Origin of the sequence: Streptomyces sp. AK02-01A (assembly GCF_033795305.1) — a bacterium.
Classification (GTDB): Bacteria; Actinomycetota; Actinomycetes; order Streptomycetales; family Streptomycetaceae; genus Streptomyces.
Genome location: NZ_JARBAE010000018.1, coordinates 38,561 through 60,712, shown reverse-complemented (window position 1 = coordinate 60,712; position 22,152 = coordinate 38,561). Strand labels below are relative to the sequence as shown.

Sequence of the window (22,152 nt, the reverse complement as noted above, 5' to 3'; positions counted from 1 at the left end):
GTGGACCGGTGCGTGGAGTTTGCTGGGTGGATATCCATCGTTTTCCCCCTGTGAGGTCGATCAGTGTCCACCACGCTTCCCACCACTCCGCAGACCCCTGAGACCGGCACGGCGCGCGTCAAGCGCGGAATGGCCGAGCAGCTCAAGGGCGGCGTGATCATGGACGTCGTCACTCCGGAGCAGGCGAAGATCGCCGAGGACGCCGGCGCGGTCGCCGTGATGGCCCTGGAGCGCGTCCCGGCCGACATCCGCAAGGACGGCGGCGTCGCCCGGATGTCCGACCCGGACATGATCGAGGGCATCATCGAGGCCGTCTCGATCCCGGTCATGGCCAAGTCCCGGATCGGCCACTTCGTCGAGGCCCAGGTCCTCCAGTCGCTCGGTGTGGACTACATCGACGAGTCCGAGGTGCTGACTCCGGCCGACGAGGTCAACCACTCCGACAAGTGGGCCTTCACCACGCCCTTCGTCTGTGGCGCCACCAATCTCGGCGAGGCCCTGCGGCGCATCGCCGAGGGCGCCGCCATGATCCGCTCCAAGGGCGAGGCCGGCACCGGCAATGTCGTCGAGGCGGTCCGTCATCTGCGCCAGATCAAGAACGAGATCGCCAGGCTGCGCGGCTTCGACAACAACGAGCTGTACGCGGCGGCCAAGGAGCTGCGGGCTCCGTACGAGATCGTCAAGGAGGTGGCCGCGCTCGGGAAGCTGCCGGTGGTGCTCTTCTCCGCCGGCGGTGTCGCCACTCCCGCCGACGCGGCGCTGATGCGCCAGCTCGGCGCCGAGGGAGTCTTCGTGGGCTCCGGCATCTTCAAGTCGGGCGACCCGGCCAAGCGTGCCGCGGCGATCGTGAAGGCCACCACCTTCTACGACGACCCGAAGATCATCGCGGACGCGTCCCGCGACCTCGGCGAGGCCATGGTCGGCATCAACATCGACACCCTTCCCGAGGCCGAGCACTACGCGAAGCGTGGCTGGTAAGCACCGATGAGCGAGCCTGTGATCGGAGTCCTGGCCCTTCAGGGCGACGTCCGGGAGCATCTGGCGGCCCTGGCCGCGGCGGGCGCCGTGGCCAGGACCGTACGCCGCCCCGAGGAACTCGCCGAGGCCGACGGGCTGGTGATCCCCGGCGGCGAGTCCACCACGATGTCCAAGCTGGCCGCGCTCTTCGGCATGCTGGAACCGCTGCGTTCGCGGGTACGGGCCGGTATGCCGGTGTACGGCACCTGCGCCGGGCTGATCATGCTGGCCGAGAAGATCCTCGATCCGCGGTCCGGCCAGGAGACGGTCGGCGGGATCGACATGATCGTCCGCCGGAACGCCTTCGGCCGGCAGAACGAGTCCTTCGAGGCGGCCGTGGAGGTCGCCGGCGTCGGCGGCGGCCCCGTCGAAGGAGTCTTCATCCGGGCGCCGTGGGTCGAGTCGGTCGGTGCCGAGGTCCAGGTGCTCGCCGAGTACGAGGGCCATGTCGTCGCCGTACGGCAGGGCAACGCCCTCGCGACCTCGTTCCATCCGGAACTCACCGGCGACCACCGCCTGCACCGGTTCTTCACCGACATGGTGCGCGCCGCCCGGTGACCGTGTCCCGGTAGGATCTCTGCCGAACGGAGCAGAACCGGTTACGCGAAGGAGACAGGCAGATGTCCGGCCACTCTAAATGGGCTACGACGAAGCACAAGAAGGCCGTGATCGATGCCAAGCGCGGCAAGCTCTTCGCGAAGCTGATCAAGAATATCGAGGTCGCGGCCCGCACCGGTGGCGCCGACATCGACGGCAACCCGACCCTCTTCGACGCCATCCAGAAGGCGAAGAAGAGCTCGGTGCCGAACAAGAACATCGACTCCGCGGTCAAGCGCGGCGCCGGCCTGGAGGCCGGTGGCGCCGACTACGAGACGATCATGTACGAGGGTTACGGTCCGAATGGCGTCGCGGTGCTCATCGAGTGCCTCACCGACAACCGTAACCGCGCGGCTTCCGACGTCCGCGTCGCGATGACCCGCAACGGCGGCTCGATGGCCGACCCGGGCTCCGTCTCGTACCTGTTCAACCGCAAGGGCGTCGTGATCGTCCCGAAGGGTGAACTGGGCGAGGACGATGTCCTGGGCGCCGTCCTGGACGCGGGCGCCGAGGAGGTCAACGACCTCGGTGAGTCCTACGAGGTACTCAGCGAGGCCACCGACCTGGTCGCGGTGCGCACCGCGCTCCAGGAGGCGGGCATCGACTACGACTCCGCGGACGCCAACTTCGTGCCGACCATGCAGGTCGAGCTGGACGAGGAGGGCGCACGCAAGATCTTCAAGCTGATCGACGCCCTGGAGGACAGCGACGACGTCCAGAACGTCTTCGCCAACTTCGACGTCTCGGACGAAGTGATGGAGAAGGTCGACGCCTGACCGCCCGCGTCTGAGGCGCCTTCACCTGACGGGCCGACGGGGACACCTACCCGTCGGCCCGTCGCGTTGTCAGTGGCTACCGATACTGTGCTGATCAGGCGTTCTGCCCGGCGGCAGGACCGATGACCGAAAGTGCGTGGCCGGAGAGTGGGGGGCGCGATGCGAGTGCTGGGTGTTGACCCCGGGCTGACCCGGTGCGGCGTGGGCGTCGTCGAGGGCACGGCGGGCCGCCCGTTGCGGATGCTCGGTGTCGGTGTGGTCCGTACACCGGCGGAAGCGGAAGTCGGCATGCGCCTGGTCGAGATCGAGCGGGGCATCGATGCCTGGCTGGACGAACACCGGCCCGAACTCGTCGCCGTGGAGCGGGTGTTCAGCCAGCACAATGTGCGTACGGTGATGGGCACCGCCCAGGCCAGCGCCGTCGCCATGCTCTGCGCCTCGCGCCGTGGCATCCCCGTCGCGCTGCACACTCCCAGCGAGGTCAAGGCCGCCGTCACCGGCAGCGGCCGGGCCGACAAGGCCCAGGTCGGCGCGATGGTGACCCGGCTGCTGCGGCTGGACGCCCCGCCGAAGCCGGCCGACGCCGCGGACGCCCTCGCGCTCGCCATCTGCCACATCTGGCGTGCTCCCGCCATGAACCGCCTCCAGCAGGCGCAGGCGGCGGCCCGCTCGTCCCGTATCCCCACCACCGCACCTGCCCGGAAGGTTCCTCGATGATCGCCTTCGTCAGCGGCCCGGTCGCCGCCCTCGCCCCGACCACGGCCGTGATCGAGGTCGGCGGCGTCGGTATGGCCGTCCAGTGCACACCGGGCACACTCGCCGGGCTGCGCGTCGGCCAGGACGCCAAGCTCGCCACCTCCCTCGTCGTACGGGAGGACTCGCTCACCCTGTACGGCTTCGCGGACGACGACGAACGCCAGGTGTTCGAGCTGTTGCAGACCGCGAGCGGGGTCGGCCCGCGGCTGGCCCAGGCGATGCTCGCCGTCCATGCTCCGGACACGCTGCGGGTGGCCGTCTCCACCGGCGACGAGAAGGCGCTGACAGCCGTCCCCGGCATCGGCAAGAAGGGCGCCCAGAAGCTCCTGCTGGAGCTCAAGGACCGGCTCGGCGATCCGGTCGGCGCCGGGGTGGGCCGGCAGGCCGGCGGACCCGCCGGACCCGCCTCGTGGAGCGACCAGCTCCACGCGGCCCTGATCGGCCTCGGCTACGCCCCTCGCGAGGCCGAGGAGGCGGTCGCTCTGGTCACGCCCCAGGCCGAGGCCGCGCTGGCCGGCGGGACGCGGCCGCCCGTGCCGCAGCTACTGCGCGCGGCGCTCCAGAGCCTGAACAGAACACGTTGAGCGGCCGCCGGCCGAGCCGTACTTCCATGGGGCCGTCCTGGGACGCGCCGACTCCCCGAGGTGAGACTGAGTGAACTGGGACGACACCAGCAGCGAGACGCAAGCGGCCGCCGACGCCGCCGAGCGGCTCGTGGGCGCGTCCGCGGACGGCGAGGACCAGGCCGTCGAGGCCGCGCTGCGCCCCAAGTCGCTGCATGAGTTCGTGGGCCAGGAGCGGGTCCGCGAGCAGCTCGACCTGGTGCTCAAGGCGGCCCTGGCGCGCGGCGCCAGCGCCGACCATGTGCTGCTCTCCGGGGCGCCGGGCCTCGGCAAGACCACCCTCTCCATGATCATCGCGGCCGAGATGAACGCTCCGATCCGCATCACCTCGGGCCCCGCCATCCAGCACGCGGGTGATCTCGCGGCCATCCTCTCCTCCCTCCAGGAGGGCGAGGTCCTCTTTCTCGACGAGATCCACCGGATGTCCCGGCCCGCCGAGGAAATGCTCTACATGGCCATGGAGGACTTCCGGGTCGACGTGATCGTGGGCAAAGGCCCGGGCGCCACCGCCATCCCACTGGAACTGCCGTCGTTCACGCTGGTCGGTGCCACCACCCGGGCCGGACTGCTGCCGCCTCCGCTGCGCGACCGCTTCGGTTTCACCGGTCATATGGAGTTCTACGAGAGCGCCGAGCTGGAGCGCGTCATCCACCGTTCGGCCCAGCTCCTCGACCTGGAAATCGACGCCGAGGGCGCCGCCGAGATCGCCGGCCGGTCCCGCGGCACACCCCGGATCGCCAACCGGCTGCTGCGCCGTGTGCGTGACTACGCCCAGGTCAAGGCGGACGGGCGGATCAACCGCGAGGTGGCGGCGGTGGCCCTCGCGGTGTACGAGGTCGACGCCCGCGGTCTCGACCGCCTCGACCGGGCCGTGCTCCGGGCGCTGCTCAAGCTCTTCGGCGGCGGCCCGGTGGGCCTGTCGACACTGGCCGTGGCCGTGGGCGAGGAGCGTGAGACGGTGGAGGAGGTCGCGGAGCCGTTCCTGGTCCGTGAAGGACTTCTCGCCCGTACTCCGCGCGGCCGGGTGGCGACACCGGCGGCCTGGACACACCTCGGACTCGTGCCTCCTCAGCAGGCACCGGGGACAGGCGGACAACAGGGCATGTTCGGGATGTGACGGCGAGCACGTCGCCCTGTCAGGAACCCCGGTGCGATGCTGGGCGTTGTTCCAACGATGCGGACTCGCTTAGACTCCGCCGACGCCACCCTTCCGGGTCGGCGTACCCACCCCCGTATATCAGGCCGTTCCACATCGCGGTCGTGCGAAGGAAGTTCCCTCCCGTGAGTCTCGTGACCCTCCTCCCCTTCATCGTGCTCATCGGGGCCATGTTCCTGATGACCCGGTCCGCCAAGAAGAAGCAGCAGGCGGCGGCGCAGATGCGCAGCGACATGCAGCCCGGCACCGGCGTCCGGACGATCGGGGGCATGTACGCCACCGTCAAGGAGGTGCACGACGACATGGTCCTCCTGGAGGTCGCGCCCGGCGTTCACGCCGTCTACGCGAAGAACTCCATCGGCGCCGTGCTGGACGACGACGAGTACAACCGCATCGTGCACGGTGACGACGCCCTCAAGGCCGACGACCCGATCGTGCCGGACGACGCCTCCTCGCTGACCGGTGCGGCCGACGACGCGGACTCTCCGGCCGACGCCAAGATCGACCTGGGCAAGAAGCCCGACGCCGCCGACGCCGAGCCCAAGGACGGCAAGGCCGACGGCGACACCGGCGCGAAGTAGTCAGTCTGTGTCGGCGGTCCGTCCAGCGGCCCTCCGCGGCTGATGGCCCGTTCCGATTTCTTCGGGGGCAGGTCCCCACAACACTTCGTGGCCGCTCCGGGCAGACCCGGCGTGGGGCGGTTGGACAGGGAGAAACGAGAAGGTGGCAGCACCTAATAAGGGCCGCAGGCAAGCGGGGTCCCCAGGCAGGCCGGGGCGCACCCTGGCACTGTTCCTGATTGCCATGGTCGCCCTCACCGGCGGGATGTTCTGGTCCGGTCATGTCACGCCACGTCTGGGGATCGACCTCGCGGGCGGCACGAGCATCACGCTCCAGGCGAAGAACACGCCGGGCAAGCCGAACGCGATCAACAAGACCAATATGGACACCGCCGTCAGCATCATGGAACGGCGTGTCAACGGTCTGGGTGTCTCCGAGGCCGAGGTCCAGACCCAGGGCCCCGAGAACATCATCGTCAACATCCCCCGGGGCAGCAACGAGAAGCAGGCCAGGGACCAGGTCGGCACGACCGCCCAGCTCTACTTCCGGCCGGTGCTGACCGTCGCGCCCGGCACCCCGACCGCTCCGCAGCCCGCGCCCAGCGGCTCTCCCAGCCCCGCGGCGAGCGCCGACAAGGCCGAGAGCCCGGACAAGGCCGGGGATCCGGCCGGCTCCGCGTCGCCCTCCGTGAGCGCGACCACTCAGGGCCGGGCCGTCACGGACGGCCTGAAGGCGGACGAGACACCCGCTCCGAACGCCTCGGGCTCGGACAAGCCCGCGGACCCGCCGAACCCGCAGCCGTCCGGCCAGCCGACTCCCGACCCGGCCTCCGCCGCTCTGGAGAAGAAGTTCATGGACCTGGACTGCACCAAGCAGTCCTCGCGCACCGCGGTCAACCAGGACGCCGCGCCCAAGGACACCATCGCGGCCTGCGGTCAGGACGGCTCGGGCCAGTGGCAGAAGTACGTTCTCGGCCCGGCCGAGCTGGAGGGCACGGACGTCGACGACGCCAAGGGTGTCCTCGATCCGCAGCGCAACATGTGGATCGTCACGATGGACTTCACCGGTGGCGGCACGAAGAAGTTCCAGTCGATCACCGGCAAGCTCTCGCAGCAGCAGGCGCCGATGAACCAGTTCGCCATCGTGCTGGACGGCAATGTCGTCTCGGCGCCCTCGGTGAGCCAGACCCTCGGCGGCAGCGCCGAGATCTCCGGCAGCTTCAATCAGCAGTCCGCCCAGGACCTGGGCAACATCCTGTCCTACGGCGCGCTGCCCCTGAGCTTCGACGTGGCGAGCGCCACCACCGTCACCGCCGCGCTCGGCGGTGAGCAGCTCCAGGCCGGTCTGATCGCCGGTGCGATCGGTCTCGCCCTGGTCATCATCTACCTGGTGACGTACTACCGCGGCCTCTCGCTGATCGCGATCCTCAGCCTCGGCGCCTCCGCGGTCATGACGTACACGATCATGGCTCTGCTCGGCCCGGGTATCGGGTTCGCGCTGAACCTGCCCGCGGTCTGTGGCGCGATCGTCGCCATCGGTATCACCGCGGACTCCTTCATCGTGTACTTCGAACGGATCCGGGACGAGATCCGTGAGGGCCGTACGCTCCGTCCGGCCGTCGAGCGCGCCTGGCCGCGCGCCCGGCGCACGATCCTGGTCTCCGACTTCGTGTCGTTCCTCGCCGCCGCGGTGCTCTTCGTCGTCACGGTCGGCAAGGTCCAGGGCTTCGCCTTCACCCTCGGTCTGACCACCGTCCTCGACGTGGTCGTGGTGTTCTTCTTCACCAAGCCGGTGATGACGATCCTCGCCCGCAAGAAGTTCTTCGCCAGCGGTCATCCCTGGTCCGGACTGGACCCGAAGCGGCTCGGCGCCAAGCCGCCGCTGCGCCGCTCCCGCCGTGTCAGCGCCCCCACCGACCCGAAGGAGGCGTGAGATGTCGCGACTCGGCGCACTCGGCGCCCGGCTCTACCGCGGCGAAGTCGGCTACGACTTCGTCGGCAAGCGGAAGATCTGGTACGGAATCTCGATCCTGATCACCATCACCGCCATCGTCGGACTGGCGGTGCGTGGCCTCAACATGGGCATCGAGTTCAAGGGCGGTGCGGTCTTCACCACCCCGAGCACGAGCGTCTCCGTGTCCCAGGCCCAGACGGACGCCCAGGAGGCGTCCGGACACGACGCGATCGTCCAGAAGCTCGGTGACGGCAAACTGCGGATCCAGGTCACCGAGCTGGACACCAAGCAGGCCGACGCCGTGAAGACCAAGCTCGCCCAGGAGCTGAAGGTCAACGAGGCGGACATCAACGCCGACCTGGTCGGGCCGAGCTGGGGCGAGACGATCGCCAACAAGGCGTGGACCGGTCTCGCGATCTTCATGATCCTGGTGGTGATCTATCTGGCGATCGCCTTCGAATGGCGGATGGCGGTCGCCGCGCTGGTCGCCCTGATCCACGACCTCACCATCACCGTCGGGGTGTACGCCCTGGTCGGCTTCGAGGTCACGCCGGGCACGGTGATCGGTCTGCTCACCATCCTCGGTTACTCCCTCTACGACACCGTCGTCGTCTTCGACAGTCTCAAGGAGGGGTCGAAGGGCATCACCAAGCAGACCCGGTGGACCTACAGCGAGATCGCCAACCGCTCCATCAACGGGACCCTGGTGCGCTCCATCAACACCACCGTGGTCGCGCTGCTGCCGGTCGCCGGTCTGCTCTTCATCGGCGGTGGTTTCCTCGGCGCCGGCATGCTGAACGACATCTCGCTCTCGCTCTTCGTCGGCCTCGCGGCCGGTGCGTACTCCTCGATCTTCATCGCCACTCCGCTCGTCGCCGACCTGAAGGAACGCGACCCGCAGATGAAGGCACTGAAGAAGCGGGTGCTCGCCAAGCGGAACGCCGCCCTGGCCAGGGGTGAGTCGGTCGACGACGCAGCGGACACCGACGACGGCTTCGAGGACGACCCGGCGGACGGGCTTCCCGGCGACGCGGCGCCCGCCGGTGCCGTCGCCGGCCCGCGCGACCGCGGTGGCCGCGGCGGCCGACCGTCGGGGAGGCGCCGGTGACGGACGCCAGCACACGGGAGCTGTTGCTCAGCCGCATCCGTGACGTCACCGACTATCCGAAGCCGGGAGTGCTGTTCAAGGACATCACTCCGCTGCTGGCCGATCCGAAGGCGTTCACGGCGCTGACCGACGTGCTCGCCGGGCTGTGCGGCGAGCACGGCGCGACAAAGGTCGTCGGCCTGGAGGCGCGCGGCTTCATCCTGGCCGCTCCGGTGGCGGTACGGGCCGGCCTCGGGTTCATTCCCGTACGCAAGGCGGGAAAGCTGCCCGGCGCGACGCTGTCGCAGGAGTATGAGCTGGAGTACGGCTCCGCCGCGCTGGAGATCCACGCCGAGGACCTCCAGCACGGTGACCGTGTCATCGTCATCGACGATGTCCTCGCCACGGGTGGTACGGCCGGAGCCGCGCTGGAGCTCGTCCGGCGGGCCGGTGCCGAGGTGGCGGGCGTCGCGGTCCTGATGGAGCTGGGCTTCCTGGGCGGCCGCGCCCGGCTGGAGCCCACGCTGCGCGGGGCCCCGCTGGAGGCCCTGATCACGCTCTGACGGGTTTCTCGATACGCGCGGACGGGCATCCGGGAACAACCGGGTGCCCGTCTCGCGTTGTCCAGCTCCTTCGGTCCCGGAGCGAGAGGTTGGCCCGAGGTCGATACCATGGAACCTCCGGGCCTGACCGGGGGACCTGGATCCGCACGAGGAGCGCTCTTGCCAGACGAGGTCCAGCCACTGGCCGCCGCATCGCCCGATCAGCAGGCCGACCAGGCCGCGGCGGCGTCGCCCATGCCGCACAACAAGGCCGCGGTCGCCGCTGACGAGAAGCCCGCGCGGACGGCCGCGGAGACCTCAGGCGCCCGGCCCGTGGACGCACCGGCCGCGCGCCCGGTGGTGCCCGAGCGTCCTGCCACGCCCGTGACCGCTCCCAAGCCCGGTCCCACCGCCGCGCCTCGCTCCGGCGGTTCCTCCAATCGGGTGAGGGCCAGGCTGGCCCGGCTCGGCGTGCAGCGGTCGTCGCCGTACAACCCGGTCCTGGAACCGCTGCTGCGGACCGTGCGCGGCAACGACCCCAAGATCGAGACCGCGACGCTCCGCCAGATCGAGAGCGCCTACCAGGTCGCCGAGCGCTGGCACCGGGGTCAGAAGCGCAAGAGCGGCGATCCGTACATCACGCATCCGCTCGCGGTGACGACGATCCTCGCCGAGCTGGGCATGGACCCGGCCACGCTGATGGCGGGACTGCTGCACGACACGGTCGAGGACACCGAGTACGGCCTGGACACCCTGCGCCGCGACTTCGGCGACCAGGTCGCGCTCCTGGTCGACGGCGTCACCAAGCTGGACAAGGTCAAGTTCGGCGAGGCCGCGCAGGCCGAGACCGTACGCAAGATGGTCGTCGCCATGGCCAGGGACCCGCGCGTCCTGGTCATCAAGCTCGCCGACCGGCTGCACAACATGCGCACCATGCGCTATCTCAAGCGGGACAAGCAGGAGAAGAAGGCCCGCGAGACGCTGGAGATCTACGCGCCTCTGGCCCACCGGCTGGGCATGAACACCATCAAGTGGGAGCTGGAGGATCTCGCCTTCGCGATCCTCTATCCGAAGATGTACGACGAGATCGTCCGGCTCGTCGCCGAGCGGGCGCCCAAGCGCGACGAGTACCTGGCCATAGTGACCGACGAGGTCCAGTCGGATCTGCGCGCGGCCCGGATCAAGGCCACCGTCACCGGCCGGCCGAAGCACTACTACAGCGTCTACCAGAAGATGATCGTCCGCGGCCGGGACTTCGCGGAGATCTACGACCTGGTGGGCATCCGTGTCCTCGTCGACACCGTCCGCGACTGCTACGCGGCGCTCGGCACCGTCCACGCCCGGTGGAATCCGGTCCCCGGACGGTTCAAGGACTACATCGCGATGCCCAAGTTCAACATGTACCAGTCGCTGCACACGACGGTCATCGGACCCAACGGCAAGCCGGTCGAGCTGCAGATCCGCACCTTCGACATGCACCGCCGCGCCGAGTACGGCATCGCCGCGCACTGGAAGTACAAGCAGGAGGCCGTCGCCGGTGCCTCCAAGGTGCGCACGGACGTACCGAGGAACGCCGGCAAGGGCGCCGGCCAGGACACCGTCAATGACATGGCGTGGCTGCGCCAGCTACTGGACTGGCAGAAGGAGACCGAGGACCCCAGCGAATTCCTGGAGTCGCTCCGCTTCGACCTGTCCCGCAACGAGGTCTTCGTCTTCACTCCCAAGGGCGATGTCATAGCGCTGCCCGCGGGCGCCACTCCGGTGGACTTCGCGTACGCCGTCCACACGGAGGTCGGCCATCGCACCATAGGTGCCCGGGTCAACGGACGGCTGGTGCCGCTCGAATCGACCCTCGACAACGGTGATCTGGTGGAGGTCTTCACCTCCAAGGCGTCCGGCGCCGGCCCGTCCCGCGACTGGCTGGGCTTCGTCAAGTCGCCCAGAGCCAGAAACAAGATCCGCGCGTGGTTCTCCAAGGAGCGCCGCGACGAGGCGATCGAGCAGGGCAAGGACTCCATCGCGCGGGCCATGCGCAAGCAGAACCTGCCGATCCAGCGCATCCTCACCGGAGACTCGCTGGTCACGCTGGCACACGAGATGCGCTATCCCGACATCTCGTCCCTGTACGCGGCGATCGGCGAGGGTCATGTGGCCGCGCAGGGCGTCGTACAGAAGCTGGTGCAGGCCCTCGGCGGCGAGGATGCCGCCAACGAGGACATCGCGGAGAGCGCTCCGCCGTCGCACGGCCGCGGCAAGCGCCGCTCCAGCGCCGACCCCGGTGTGGTCGTCAAGGGTGTCGACGATGTGTGGGTGAAGCTCGCCCGCTGCTGTACGCCGGTCCCGGGAGATCCGATCATCGGCTTTGTCACCCGGGGCAGCGGCGTGTCGGTGCACCGCGCCGACTGCGTCAACGTGGACTCGCTGTCGCAACAACCCGAACGCATCCTCGACGTCGAGTGGGCTCCGACCCAGTCCTCGGTCTTCCTGGTCGCCATCCAGGTCGAGGCGCTGGACCGGTCCCGGCTGCTGTCGGACGTCACGCGTGTGCTGTCCGACCAGCACGTCAACATCCTGTCCGCGGCGGTCCAGACCTCCCGCGACCGGGTGGCCACCTCGCGCTTCACCTTCGAGATGGGCGACCCGAAGCACCTGGGCCACGTACTGAAGGCCGTACGGGGCGTGGAGGGCGTCTACGACGTCTACCGGGTCACCTCGGCGCGCAGGCCGTAGCGGCGCCGCCCAGGGATCACCAGGGCCGTACGAAGGGGCTCCCCGTACCTCACCGGTACGGGGAGCCCCTTCGTACGACGATGTGCTCAGCCGCCGAACTCCTGGAGGCCCTTCAGCGCCTGGTCCAGCAGCGCCTGGCGGCCCTCCAGCTCCTTGGCGAGCTTGTCGGCCCTGGCGTTGTTGCCCGCCGCGCGCGCCGTGTCGATCTGCGTGCGCAGCTTGTCCACGGCCGCCTGGAGCTGACCCGTCAGACCCTCGGCGCGCGCACGCGCCTCCGGGTTCGTACGGCGCCACTCGTTCTCCTCGGAGTCCTGCAGAGCCCGCTCCACCGCGTGCATCCGGCCCTCGACCTTGGGCCTGGCGTCCCGGGGCACATGACCGATGGCCTCCCAGCGCTCGTTGAGGGACCGGAAGGCCGCCCTGGCCGCCTTGAGATCCGTCACCGGCACCAGCCGCTCGGCCTCGGCCGCGAGGTCCTCCTTGAGCTTGAGATTCTCGGTCTGCTCGGCGTCCCGCTCGGCGAAGACCTCACCGCGCGCGGCGAAGAAGACGTCCTGGGCGCCGCGGAAGCGGTTCCACAGCTCGTCCTCGGACTCGCGCTGAGCGCGGCCCGCCGCCTTCCAGTCCGTCATCAGCTCGCGATAGCGGGCCGCGGTCGCTCCCCAGTCCGTGGAGCCGGACAGCGACTCGGCCTCCGCGACCAGCCGCTCCTTGGCCTTACGGGCGTCCTCGCGCTGCGCGTCCAGCGCCGCGAAGTGAGCCTTGCGGCGCTTGGAGAACGCCGAGCGCGCGTGCGAGAAGCGATGCCACAGCTCGTCGTCCGACTTCCGGTCCAGCCTCGGCAGGGCCTTCCAGGTGTCCACCAGCGCCCGCAGCCGCTCGCCGGCCGACCGCCACTGGTCGCTCGCGGCCAGCTCCTCCGCCTCGACGACCAGCGCCTCCTTGGCGTGCCGCGCCTCGTCGGTCTGCTTCGCCCGCTGGACCTTGCGCTCCTCACGGCGCGAGTCGACCGTCGAGACCAGCTCGTCGAGCCGTTTGCGCAGGGCCTCGAAATCGCCCACGGCATGGTGCTCGTCGACCTGTCCGCGAAGATGCTCGATGGCCGCGGCCGCGTCCTTCGCGGACAGGTCGGTGGTCTTCACCCGCCGTTCGAGGAGGCCGATCTCGACGACCAAGCCCTCGTACTTGCGCTCGAAATAGGCCAGAGCCTCCTCCGGAGAGCCTGCCTGCCACGATCCGACGACCTGCTCGCCCTCGGCCGTCCGCACGTACACGGTGCCCGTCTCATCGACGCGGCCCCACGGGTCGCTGCTCACAGCGCCTCCTCCACCTGATACCCGCGAGGGGATTGGCCCCCGGGCATCATCCACAGTTCCTGGGGCGGGCAGCGCCCGCCCTGCACAACGCCAATCTAGGCGACCGGCCGCCCGGCTGTCCGCACTCAGCACGGCCGAAATTCAGAGGGTCACGCCTTGTCGACCGTGCCCTTCTCCACGGTGACCGCCTTCTTGGGCGCGCCGTCGCCCGCGCCGCCGGCCACTCCGCCCGCGGCCACGGCCTTCACGGCCTTCAGACCGTCGGCGTCCATCGTCCCGAAGGGGGTGTATGTGGGAGGCAGTCTGGTGTCCTTGTAGACGAGGAAGAACTGGCTGCCACCGGTATGCGGCTGGCCGGTATTCGCCATCGCCACCGTCCCGGCCTTGAACGTGACGGTGCCGTCGCCGGCGGCCTTGCCGAGCGCGGTCAGATTCTCGTCGGGGATCGTGTAGCCGGGACCACCGCTGCCGTCACCCTTCGGGTCGCCGCACTGAAGCACGAAGATGCCCTCGGTGGTCAGCCGGTGGCACTTCGTGCCGTCGAAGTAGCCCTTGTCCGCGAGTGCCTTGAAGGAGTTCACGGTGTGCGGCGTCTTCGCGGCGTCCATCGCGATCGAGATGTCGCCCTCGTTCGTCTTGAGCGCCATCGTGTACTTCGCGCCCTTGTCGACCGTCAGCTTCGGCTCGGGAGCGCTGCTCTCGGTCGGCGACGGCGACGGCGGTGCCGAGGGAGTCGCCGCGGCCGCGGCCTCACTCTTGCTGTCGCCGTCCGTCAGACCGACCGAGGCGTACGCCGCGGCGCCCGCGGCCACCACCACGGCCAGCGCGGACGCGATGATGACATTGCGGCGCTTCGCCTTCTTCCGGGCCACCGCCCGGCGCTGCTGCTGCCGCTCGAACTTCTCCCGGGCGAGCTGCCGCCGCCGCTGATCGCTGTTGACCACCGGGTCCACTCCTTATTCTCGTTCATCGTTCGTCGTGATCCTGTCCGGCCTGGCTAGCCCCGTACGGTATCTGGGTTGGCTGTGGAATGAGCAGCGCCGGTAGGCTCTGATCTGCTGCATTCTCCCGACGGACGACAAATAAGGACGATCGTGCTCATTGCCGGGTTCCGCGCCGGGGCCTGGGAGACCAATTGCTATCTGGTCGCCCCGGCCGCGGGTGAGGAGTGCGTGATCATCGACCCGGGCCACCAGGCCGCCCAGGGAGTCGAGGAAGCCGTCAGAAAGCATCGGCTCAAGCCCGTCGCCGTCATTCTCAGCCATGGTCATATCGACCATGTCGCCTCGGTGGTCCCGGTGTGCGGAGCACATGACGTACCCGCGTGGATCCATCCCGCCGACCGGTACATGATGAGCGACCCGGAGAAGGCCATCGGCCGCTCGATCGGGATGCCGCTGATGGGCGAGATCACCGTGGGAGAGCCGGACGACGTCCGGGAACTGACCGACGGCGCCGGACTGACCCTGGCGGGCCTGGAGTTCACCGTCGCGCACGCGCCCGGCCATACCAAGGGGTCGGTGACCTTCAGGCTGCCCGAGGGCGCCGGCGGGGACGACATCCCGCCGGTCCTCTTCTCGGGCGATCTGCTGTTCGCCGGCTCCGTCGGACGCACCGATCTGCCCGGCGGCGATCCGGCCGAGATGCTTGAGTCGCTGGCCCGTGTGTGCCTGCCGCTCGACGACTCGACCGTGGTGCTGTCCGGCCACGGCTCCCAGACGACCATCGGCCGGGAGCGCGCCACCAACCCGTATCTGCGGGCTGTGCTTCCCGGAGGAAACTCCGGGACGACTGGCGCCACCGGCTTCGGAAGCGGCCCGGACGCCGCTCCGCGACGAGGAATGTGACGCAGCGATTTCCATGAGCACCTTCCAGGCCCCCAAGGGCACCTACGACCTGCTTCCGCCCGACTCCGCGATCTATCTCGCGGTGCGGGAGGCCCTCTCCGCACCACTGCGGAACTCCGGCTACGGATACGCCGAGACGCCCGGCTTCGAGAACGTCGAGCTGTTCGCCCGAGGCGTCGGCGAGTCCACCGACATCGTCTCCAAGGAGATGTACGCCTTCGAGACCAAGGGCGGCGACAAGCTGGCACTGCGTCCCGAGGGCACCGCATCCGTGCTGCGCGCGGCCCTTGAGGCCAATCTGCACAAGGCCGGCAATCTGCCGGTCAAGCTCTGGTACTCCGGCTCGTACTACCGCTACGAGCGCCCTCAGAAGGGCCGCTACCGGCACTTCTCGCAGGTCGGCGCCGAGGCGATCGGCGCCGAGGATCCCGCACTGGACGCCGAGCTGATCATCCTGGCCGACCAGGCGTACCGGTCGCTGGGTCTGCGGGACTTCCGCATTCTGCTCAACTCCCTGGGCGACCAGGAGTGCCGGCCCGTCTACCGCGAGGCGCTCCAGGGCTTTCTGCGCGGTCTCGACCTGGACGAGGAGACCCGCCGCCGTATCGAGATCAACCCGCTGCGGGTCCTGGACGACAAGCGCGCCGATGTACAGCGCCAACTGGCCGGGGCGCCGATGCTGCGCGACTACCTCTGCGACGCGTGCAAGGCGTACCACGAGGAGGTGCGCGAGCTGCTGGCGGCGGCGGGCGTCGCCTACGAGGACGACGAGAAGCTCGTACGCGGCCTCGACTACTACACCAGGACCACCTTCGAGTTCGTCCACGACGGGCTCGGCGCGCAGTCCGCGGTGGGCGGTGGCGGCCGTTACGACGGGCTCTCCGAGATGATCGGCGGCCCGGCGCTGCCGTCGGTCGGCTGGGCGCTCGGTGTGGACCGTACGGTGCTGGCACTGGAGGCGGAGGGCATCACGCTCGACCTTCCGAGGGCCACCAGCGTCTTCGCGGTGCCGCTCGGCGAGGAGGCGCGGCGGACGCTGTTCGGCGTCGTCACCGAGCTGCGCAGAGGCGGCGTCGCCGCCGACTTCTCGTACGGCGGCAAGGGCCTCAAGGGCGCGATGAAGAACGCCAACAGGTCCGGCGCCCGGTACACGATCGTGGCGGGCGAGCGCGATCTCGCGGAGGGCGTGGCACAGCTCAAGGACATGGAGAGCGGGGAGCAGACGCCGGTGGCGCTCGACGCGCTGGTGACGGAGCTCACGCGGCGGCTCGGCTGAGCCTGTGCGCGGTGCGGGCCCGGACGGTCACCGTCCGGGCCCTTCCCGTCCTTATCTCCAGCGAACGGTGGACCGCGCCGGGCGTACGGCACAATGAGGCTGCCCGTTCAGCTCACCGGATGATGGAACAGCGATATGACGAGTGCGGCACTTGACGAGGTCTCCTCGGACCAGGAGGAGCGGAGCGCCGCGCGCGCGGTCGGCGCCGGCCGGGGCTTCGCGCTGCTGCTGGTGATCACCGGCGCGGCCGGACTGCTGGCCTCCTGGGTCATCACCATCGACAAGTTCAAGCTGCTGGAGGACCCGGGCTTCACGCCGGGATGCAGCCTGAATCCGGTGGTCTCCTGCGGGAACATCATGAAGAGCGCGCAGGCGTCGGCGTTCGGATTCCCGAACCCGATGCTCGGACTGGCCACCTACACCGTCGTCATCGGAATCGGTCTCGGTCTGCTGGCCGGAGCGCGCTACCGGCGCTGGTACTGGCTCGGACTGAACGCGGGCACGCTCTTCGGCGTGGGTTTCTGCACCTGGCTGCAGTACCAGTCGCTGTACAACATCAGCTCGCTCTGCCTGTGGTGCTGCCTGGCCTGGGTCGCCACGATCGTGATGTTCTGGTACGTGACGTCCCACAACATCCGCAACGGAATCCTGCCGGCGCCCGCCTGGCTGCGCGGTTTCCTGGGCGAGTTCACCTGGGTGCTGCCGGTGCTGCACATCGGTGTCATCGGGATGCTCATCCTGACCCGCTGGTGGGACTTCTGGACCGGCTGACCGGCCCGGAGGCGCTCGGTCCCGGCCGCCAGGACGGCGTTGTCAGTGCACTGGCATAGGCTTCACGCGTGGAGCCCGACCTCTTTACCGCAGCGGCCGAAGAACGCCAGGAGAAGGACCCGTCCAGCAGCCCTCTGGCCGTCCGGATGCGCCCGCGTGTCCTCGACGAAGTCGTCGGCCAGCAGCATCTGCTGAAGCCGGGCTCTCCGCTGCGCCGGCTCGTCGGTGAGGGCAGCGGCGGCCCCGCAGGACCGTCGTCCGTGATCCTCTGGGGCCCGCCGGGCACCGGCAAGACGACCCTCGCGTACGTGGTGTCCAAGGCCACCAACAAACGCTTCGTGGAGCTGTCCGCGATCACCGCGGGCGTCAAGGAGGTACGGGCCGTCATCGACGGCGCCCGCCGTGCCTCCGGCGGTTTCGGCAAGGACACCGTCCTCTTCCTCGACGAGATCCACCGCTTCAGCAAGGCCCAGCAGGACTCGCTGCTGCCGGCCGTGGAGAACCGCTGGGTCACGCTCATCGCGGCCACCACCGAGAATCCGTACTTCTCGGTGATCTCTCCGCTGCTCTCCCGCTCCCTGCTGCTCACGCTGGAGCCGCTCACCGACGAGGACCTGCGAAGTCTGCTGCGGCGGGCACTCACCGAGGAGCGTGGTCTCGGTGGCGCCGTCACCCTTCCCGAGGACTCCGAGGCGCATCTGCTGCGGATCGCGGGCGGCGACGCCCGCCGCGCGCTGACCGCGCTGGAGGCGGCGGCCGGCGCCGCGCTGGCCAAACACGAGAAGGAGATCAGCCTCCAGACGGTCGAGGAGACCGTCGACCGCGCGGCGGTGACATATGACCGGGACGGCGATCAGCACTACGACGTGGCGAGCGCGCTCATCAAGTCGATCCGCGGGTCCGACGTCGACGCGGCGCTGCACTATCTGGCCCGGATGATCGACGCGGGAGAGGATCCGCGGTTCATCGCCCGGCGGCTGATGATCTCGGCGAGCGAGGACATCGGTCTCGCCGATCCGACGGCCCTGCCGATCGCGGTCGCCGCCGCTCAGGCCGTGGCCATGATCGGCTTTCCGGAGGCCGCGCTCACGCTGAGCCATGCCACCATCGCGCTGGCGCTCGCCCCCAAGTCCAACGCGGCCACGACGGCGATCTCGGCCGCGCTGGAGGATGTGAAGAGAGGACTGGCGGGACCGGTCCCGGCCCATCTGCGGGACGGCCACTACAAGGGCGCGGCCAAGCTCGGCCATGCCCAGGGCTATGTCTATCCGCACGATGTGCCGGGCGCGATCGCCGCTCAGGAGTACGCTCCTGACGCGGTGAGCGGGAAACACTACTACGAGCCGACGCGGTACGGAGCGGAAGCGCGCTACGCGGACGTGGTCGACCGAGTGCGCGAGCGGCTGCGCGGCGACGGCTCCTGAGGCGTCCGGGCGAGGCCGTTACCGCGCGGCCGCGTCGAAGAGCGTGTGCATGGCCCGGCGCAGCTCGTGCACGTTCCGCACCGGCTCGGGAAAGTCGAAGCGTGCGTCGAAGCACTGGACGCCGGTGAAGCGGACCCGCAGCCCGAAGCGGTCGAGGGCGACCGGTACGGCGGCGGTGCCGCCGTCGGCCGACGTCCCGCTCCGTTCGCCGAGCAGTGCGCGCAATCGCTGGACTTCTCCGCTGTGCGCGGCGTGCAGATGCTGGAGCAGCTCCGCCTCGTGCTCCAGCAGAGGGTCGGCCACGGCGGCGGCGAAGTCCTCGGGCCGTACCGGGCCGGAGCCCCAGAGGTCGTCCACGGACGCCTCGCCCACCTCCAGACGGAGCATCACGCGCCCGGGCTCCGACAGCGCCGGTTCGCGGGTGAGCCAGCCGGAGAGCGAGGCGCGGCCCCGGATACGGTGGGGTACGGAGACGGGCGCGACATCCGTGATCTCCAGTACGGCGCTCAGCTCGTCGTCCTGCGCGTGGGCCGCGGCGCGTACGGCGGGAGAGCCGGCGGGGAACACCAGGAAGACCTCGCCCTCGGGTCCCACGGTGCGGGCGTCCGGCATCAACTGGTGGCCGCGGGCCCCGTTCAGACCTGGAATGAGCAGCACCGCCGAGCATGTACTCTGTACGAGAGTTCGTGTGCGTTCGGCTGCTGACGGCATCCGATCGATTTCAAGCCCGCTGGGACGCGGCTGACCATGAGCTGATCGGACCTCCGTCGATTCGGTGCCCTGCGCGGTGCCGTGACTGTCTGTGATGCGCGTGGTGTTCCCAGGGCGAGACATGCGATCTCCTTTGAGTAAGGTGAGCCTAACCTAACCTACAACGGAGGTCTGGAGAACGTGCCTAACCAGTCGCGTCCCAAGGTCAAGAAGTCGCGTGCGCTCGGTATCGCGCTGACGCCGAAGGCTGTCAAGTACTTCGAGGCCCGTCCCTACCCGCCGGGTGAGCACGGTCGTGGACGCAAGCAGAACAGTGACTACAAGGTCCGTCTGCTGGAGAAGCAGCGCCTGCGCGCCCAGTACGACATCAGCGAGCGCCAGATGGCCCGCGCCTACGACCGTGCCAAGAAGGCCGAGGGCAAGACGGGCGAGGCCCTGGTCGTCGAGCTTGAGCGCCGTCTTGACGCGCTGGTCCTGCGGTCGGGCATCGCCCGCACCATCTACCAGGCCCGCCAGATGGTCGTTCACGGTCATATCGAGGTCAACGGCGGCAAGGTCGACAAGCCGTCCTTCCGTGTCCGTCCCGACGATGTCGTGATGGTCCGCGAGCGCAGCCGTGAGAAGGTCCCCTTCCAGGTCGCGCGTGAGGGTGGCTACGACACCGACGGCGAGACCCCGCGCTACCTGCAGGTCAACCTGAAGGCCCTGGCGTTCCGCCTGGACCGTGACCCGCAGCGCAAGGAGATCCCGGTCATCTGCGACGAGCAGCTCGTCGTCGAGTACTACGCCCGCTGACGCGGCGCGAGGACTCAACAGCGCTTCAGCCCGCCGCTTCTCCGCCCTTCCGGGTGGGGAAGCCGGCGGGCTTCCGCTTTTTCCTGGCGGGCCGGCGCGGGCCGGAGGGCGGTGGCGGTACCGGGACGGCCGGGTGTCCGGCGAGTGCCCTGCGGACGGCCGCCGGCGCGGAGAGCCCGCGGCCCTCGCTCTCGTACGCCTCGTACCGCTCCGCGCCGAGCAGCTCACCGGCCCGCCGCTCGCACAGCGCACGCGGCGCACCGAAGAAGCCGGAGCCGAACAGCGGCACGCCGACCGGCTCCCACAGCCGGGTCGCGGCTCCCTGGAGGACGGCGGCCTCCGCCGGATCGCCCTCGCTCGCCGTCACCAGTGCCATCAGCTCGACCGCCAGCACCAGCCCGACCAGGTCGTTGAAGGTGTGGTGGATGGTGATGGACTCCGCGACCAGCGCGCGCGCCCCGGTGTACTCCGCGCGGGTCCAGGCCGCGTAGCCCAGCACATACAAGGCGTACGCCCTGGCCCAGCGTTCACCGCTGTCCTCGCAGAGCTCGCGGACCTCCGTGCACAGCGCGACCGCCGCGTCCAGATCGCCCTGGAAGACCAGTGACATGGCCAGCTCGGCCCGGCCCATCAGCACATTGCTGTTGAGCTCTCCCAGCTCCTGGTACGCGGCGAGCGCCGAACGCAGCAGCCGTTCCGCGCGCGGCATGTCGTCGGAGAGCAGCGCCAGACAGCCCAGCCGGTGCACGGCGTACGCGTGCGCGGGCGCGTTGCCCGTACGAGCCGCCTCCTCCCGGCACTCGTAGAGCGCGCCCACCGCCGCCGTGCTGTCGCCCTGGAGGATCGCCACATAGCCCAGGACCCACAGCGCCTTCAGCCGTGCCTCGTCATAAGGGGTGTCCAGCGCGAGGGCCCGCTCCAGCCAGTGCCGTCCCTCGGTGAGCCGGCCGCAGCCGGCCCAGTAGAACCAGAGCGTGCCCGCCAGATGCTGGCCCAGCCGGGCCTCACCGGGCGTCTCCAGACACAGTTCGAGCGCGGCGCGGAGATTGGGCAGCGCGCTGTCCGTGCCGACCGCGACCTGCGCCTGGCGCGGGCCGAACCACTCCAGCTCGTACCAGGTCGCCAGCCCCATGTACCAGTCGCGGTGGCGCCGGCGCATCCGTCCGGTGTCGTCCAGGGCGTCCAGCCACTCGGCTCCGTAGGCCCTGACCGTCTCCAGCATCCGGTAGCGCACTCCCGCCGGTGTCTCCTCGCGGACCACCAGGGACTGGCTGATCAGCTCGGCGATCTCGTCGACGACGCTCTCGGCCGGCAGCTCGGGGCCGCCACAGACATACTCGGCGGCCTCCAGTTCGAACGGCCCGGCGAAGACCGACAGCCGTGCCCAGAGCAGCCGTTGCGGTGGTGTGCAGAGTTCATGGCTCCAGCCGATCGCCGTCCTGAGCGTCCGGTGGCGCGCGGGCGCGTCCCGCCGGCCCTCGGTGAGCACCCGGAACCGGTCGCCGACGCGGTCGAGCACCTGCTCGACCGAGAGCGCGGGCAGCCGTCCGGCCGCCAGTTCCAGCGCGAGCGGGATGGAGTCGAGCCGGCGGCAGAGCTCCCGTACGGCCGGGAGGTCCGCGTCGGTGGGCCCGGAGCCGGACAGCGCGGAAGCCGCTCGCTCGGTGAAGAGCAGGACCGCGTCCTCCTCCGTCATCGGCGGGAGCAGGAAGGGCAGTTCGCCCTCCACGCGCAGCGTCCGGCGGCCCACGGCGAGCACCCGCAGCCCCGGTGCGCGGCGCAGCAGCTCCGCCACCAGCGCGGCGCACTCGTCGATGAGCTGCTCGAACCCGTCCAGGACGAGCAGCAGCCGGCGCGCGGCGAGATGGTCGGCCAGCACCGAGCGCGGAGGTCTGCTGCTGTGGTCGGTCAGTCCGAGCGCCTCGGCGAGGGCGTGTTCCAGCAGCCCGGGATCGCGGAGCGCGGAGAGCTCGGCGAGCCAGACTCCGTCGCAGTAGCGTTTCTTCACCAGATGCGCGGCCCGGACGGCCAAGCGGGTCTTGCCGACCCCGCCGACTCCCACCACCGTCACCAGCCTGGACCGCACGAGGCGCTCCGTCAGCGCGGACAGCTCCTCCGCACGCCCCACGAAAGGGCTCAGCTCGACGGGAAGATTGCCCGGAACCGGGGGAGGCCCGTCGGAGGAAGGGCCGGAGCGGAAGGAACGGCGCATGG

At 69.8% G+C, this 22,152-nt stretch carries 20 protein-coding genes; 16 read left to right on the top strand and 4 right to left on the bottom strand.

The genetic code is table 11. From position 1 onward, the window contains the following. Window positions 1-63 precede the first annotated feature (63 nt). From pdxS to PV679_RS18540, 11 genes are all read left to right on the top strand, one after another. On the top strand, window positions 64-978 hold the full coding sequence (gene pdxS, locus PV679_RS18590; protein WP_319681424.1) for a pyridoxal 5'-phosphate synthase lyase subunit PdxS: 915 nt from the start codon (window positions 64-66) through the stop codon (window positions 976-978). 6 nt (window positions 979-984) lie between these two features. After that, window positions 985-1,575 (top strand): pyridoxal 5'-phosphate synthase glutaminase subunit PdxT, encoded by a 591-nt coding sequence (pdxT, locus tag PV679_RS18585; RefSeq protein WP_319681423.1) that lies wholly within the window; start codon window positions 985-987, stop codon window positions 1,573-1,575. Between the two features lie 62 nt (window positions 1,576-1,637). Then, on the top strand, window positions 1,638-2,390 hold the full coding sequence (locus tag PV679_RS18580) for a YebC/PmpR family DNA-binding transcriptional regulator (protein WP_319681422.1): 753 nt from the start codon (window positions 1,638-1,640) through the stop codon (window positions 2,388-2,390). Between the two features lie 159 nt (window positions 2,391-2,549). Then, window positions 2,550-3,107, top strand: a complete 558-nt coding sequence (gene ruvC / locus PV679_RS18575; RefSeq protein ID WP_319681421.1) for a crossover junction endodeoxyribonuclease RuvC — start codon at window positions 2,550-2,552, stop codon at window positions 3,105-3,107. After that, the gene (ruvA, locus tag PV679_RS18570; RefSeq protein ID WP_319681420.1) at window positions 3,104-3,730 is read left to right on the top strand and encodes a Holliday junction branch migration protein RuvA; all 627 of its coding nucleotides are present in this window, start codon (window positions 3,104-3,106) and stop codon (window positions 3,728-3,730) included. The genes ruvC and ruvA overlap by 4 nt, the downstream gene beginning before the upstream one ends. 70 nt (window positions 3,731-3,800) lie before the next feature. Beyond that, window positions 3,801-4,886: a Holliday junction branch migration DNA helicase RuvB gene (gene ruvB / locus PV679_RS18565; RefSeq protein ID WP_319681419.1), complete on the top strand. Its 1,086-nt coding sequence runs from the start codon at window positions 3,801-3,803 to the stop codon at window positions 4,884-4,886. Window positions 4,887-5,050: 164 nt separating this feature from the next. Beyond that, window positions 5,051-5,506, top strand: coding sequence for a preprotein translocase subunit YajC (yajC, locus tag PV679_RS18560; protein ID WP_319681418.1), 456 nt, complete (start codon window positions 5,051-5,053; stop codon window positions 5,504-5,506). Between the two features lie 142 nt (window positions 5,507-5,648). After that, complete coding sequence (secD, locus tag PV679_RS18555) at window positions 5,649-7,418, top strand: protein translocase subunit SecD (protein WP_319681417.1); 1,770 nt, start codon at window positions 5,649-5,651, stop codon at window positions 7,416-7,418. 1 nt (window position 7,419) lies between these two features. Then, entirely contained in the window at window positions 7,420-8,547 is a 1,128-nt protein-coding gene (gene secF / locus PV679_RS18550; protein ID WP_319681416.1) for a protein translocase subunit SecF, read from the top strand. Further along, entirely contained in the window at window positions 8,544-9,089 is a 546-nt protein-coding gene (locus PV679_RS18545) for an adenine phosphoribosyltransferase (protein ID WP_319681415.1), read from the top strand. The genes secF and PV679_RS18545 overlap by 4 nt, the downstream gene beginning before the upstream one ends. Window positions 9,090-9,248: 159 nt before the next feature. Then, window positions 9,249-11,798, top strand: coding sequence for a RelA/SpoT family protein (locus PV679_RS18540; RefSeq protein ID WP_319681414.1), 2,550 nt, complete (start codon window positions 9,249-9,251; stop codon window positions 11,796-11,798). 86 nt (window positions 11,799-11,884) lie between these two features. Here PV679_RS18540 and PV679_RS18535 read toward each other — a convergent pair whose 3' ends face one another. After that, window positions 11,885-13,114 (bottom strand): DUF349 domain-containing protein, encoded by a 1,230-nt coding sequence (locus PV679_RS18535; RefSeq protein ID WP_319681413.1) that lies wholly within the window; start codon window positions 13,112-13,114, stop codon window positions 11,885-11,887. Window positions 13,115-13,263: 149 nt separating this feature from the next. Next, window positions 13,264-14,058: a peptidylprolyl isomerase gene (locus PV679_RS18530; RefSeq protein WP_319681412.1), complete on the bottom strand. Its 795-nt coding sequence runs from the start codon at window positions 14,056-14,058 to the stop codon at window positions 13,264-13,266. Window positions 14,059-14,208: 150 nt separating this feature from the next. Between PV679_RS18530 and PV679_RS18525 the strand changes: the two genes are divergently transcribed. From PV679_RS18525 to PV679_RS18510, 4 genes are all read left to right on the top strand, one after another. Further along, window positions 14,209-14,961, top strand: a complete 753-nt coding sequence (locus PV679_RS18525; RefSeq protein ID WP_319681411.1) for an MBL fold metallo-hydrolase — start codon at window positions 14,209-14,211, stop codon at window positions 14,959-14,961. 13 nt (window positions 14,962-14,974) lie between these two features. Next, window positions 14,975-16,237, top strand: coding sequence for a histidine--tRNA ligase (gene hisS / locus PV679_RS18520; RefSeq protein ID WP_319681410.1), 1,263 nt, complete (start codon window positions 14,975-14,977; stop codon window positions 16,235-16,237). 135 nt (window positions 16,238-16,372) lie between these two features. Beyond that, entirely contained in the window at window positions 16,373-17,008 is a 636-nt protein-coding gene (locus PV679_RS18515; protein WP_319681409.1) for a vitamin K epoxide reductase family protein, read from the top strand. A gap of 68 nt (window positions 17,009-17,076) precedes the next feature. After that, window positions 17,077-18,432, top strand: coding sequence for a replication-associated recombination protein A (locus PV679_RS18510; RefSeq protein WP_319681408.1), 1,356 nt, complete (start codon window positions 17,077-17,079; stop codon window positions 18,430-18,432). An 18-nt stretch (window positions 18,433-18,450) separates the two neighbouring features. On the opposite strand, the gene PV679_RS18505 is transcribed toward PV679_RS18510, so the two are convergent. Beyond that, window positions 18,451-19,143 carry a DUF2470 domain-containing protein gene (locus PV679_RS18505; RefSeq protein WP_319681407.1) on the bottom strand — a complete coding sequence of 231 codons (693 nt, stop codon included), beginning with the start codon at window positions 19,141-19,143 and terminating at the stop codon, window positions 18,451-18,453. 180 nt (window positions 19,144-19,323) lie between these two features. On the opposite strand from PV679_RS18505, the gene rpsD reads away from it, so the two are divergent. Then, the gene (gene rpsD, locus PV679_RS18500; protein WP_161311511.1) at window positions 19,324-19,938 is read left to right on the top strand and encodes a 30S ribosomal protein S4; all 615 of its coding nucleotides are present in this window, start codon (window positions 19,324-19,326) and stop codon (window positions 19,936-19,938) included. Window positions 19,939-19,963: 25 nt separating this feature from the next. Here rpsD and PV679_RS18495 read toward each other — a convergent pair whose 3' ends face one another. Then, entirely contained in the window at window positions 19,964-22,150 is a 2,187-nt protein-coding gene (locus tag PV679_RS18495; protein WP_319681406.1) for an ATP-binding protein, read from the bottom strand. Between the last annotated feature and the right edge of the window lie 2 nt (window positions 22,151-22,152).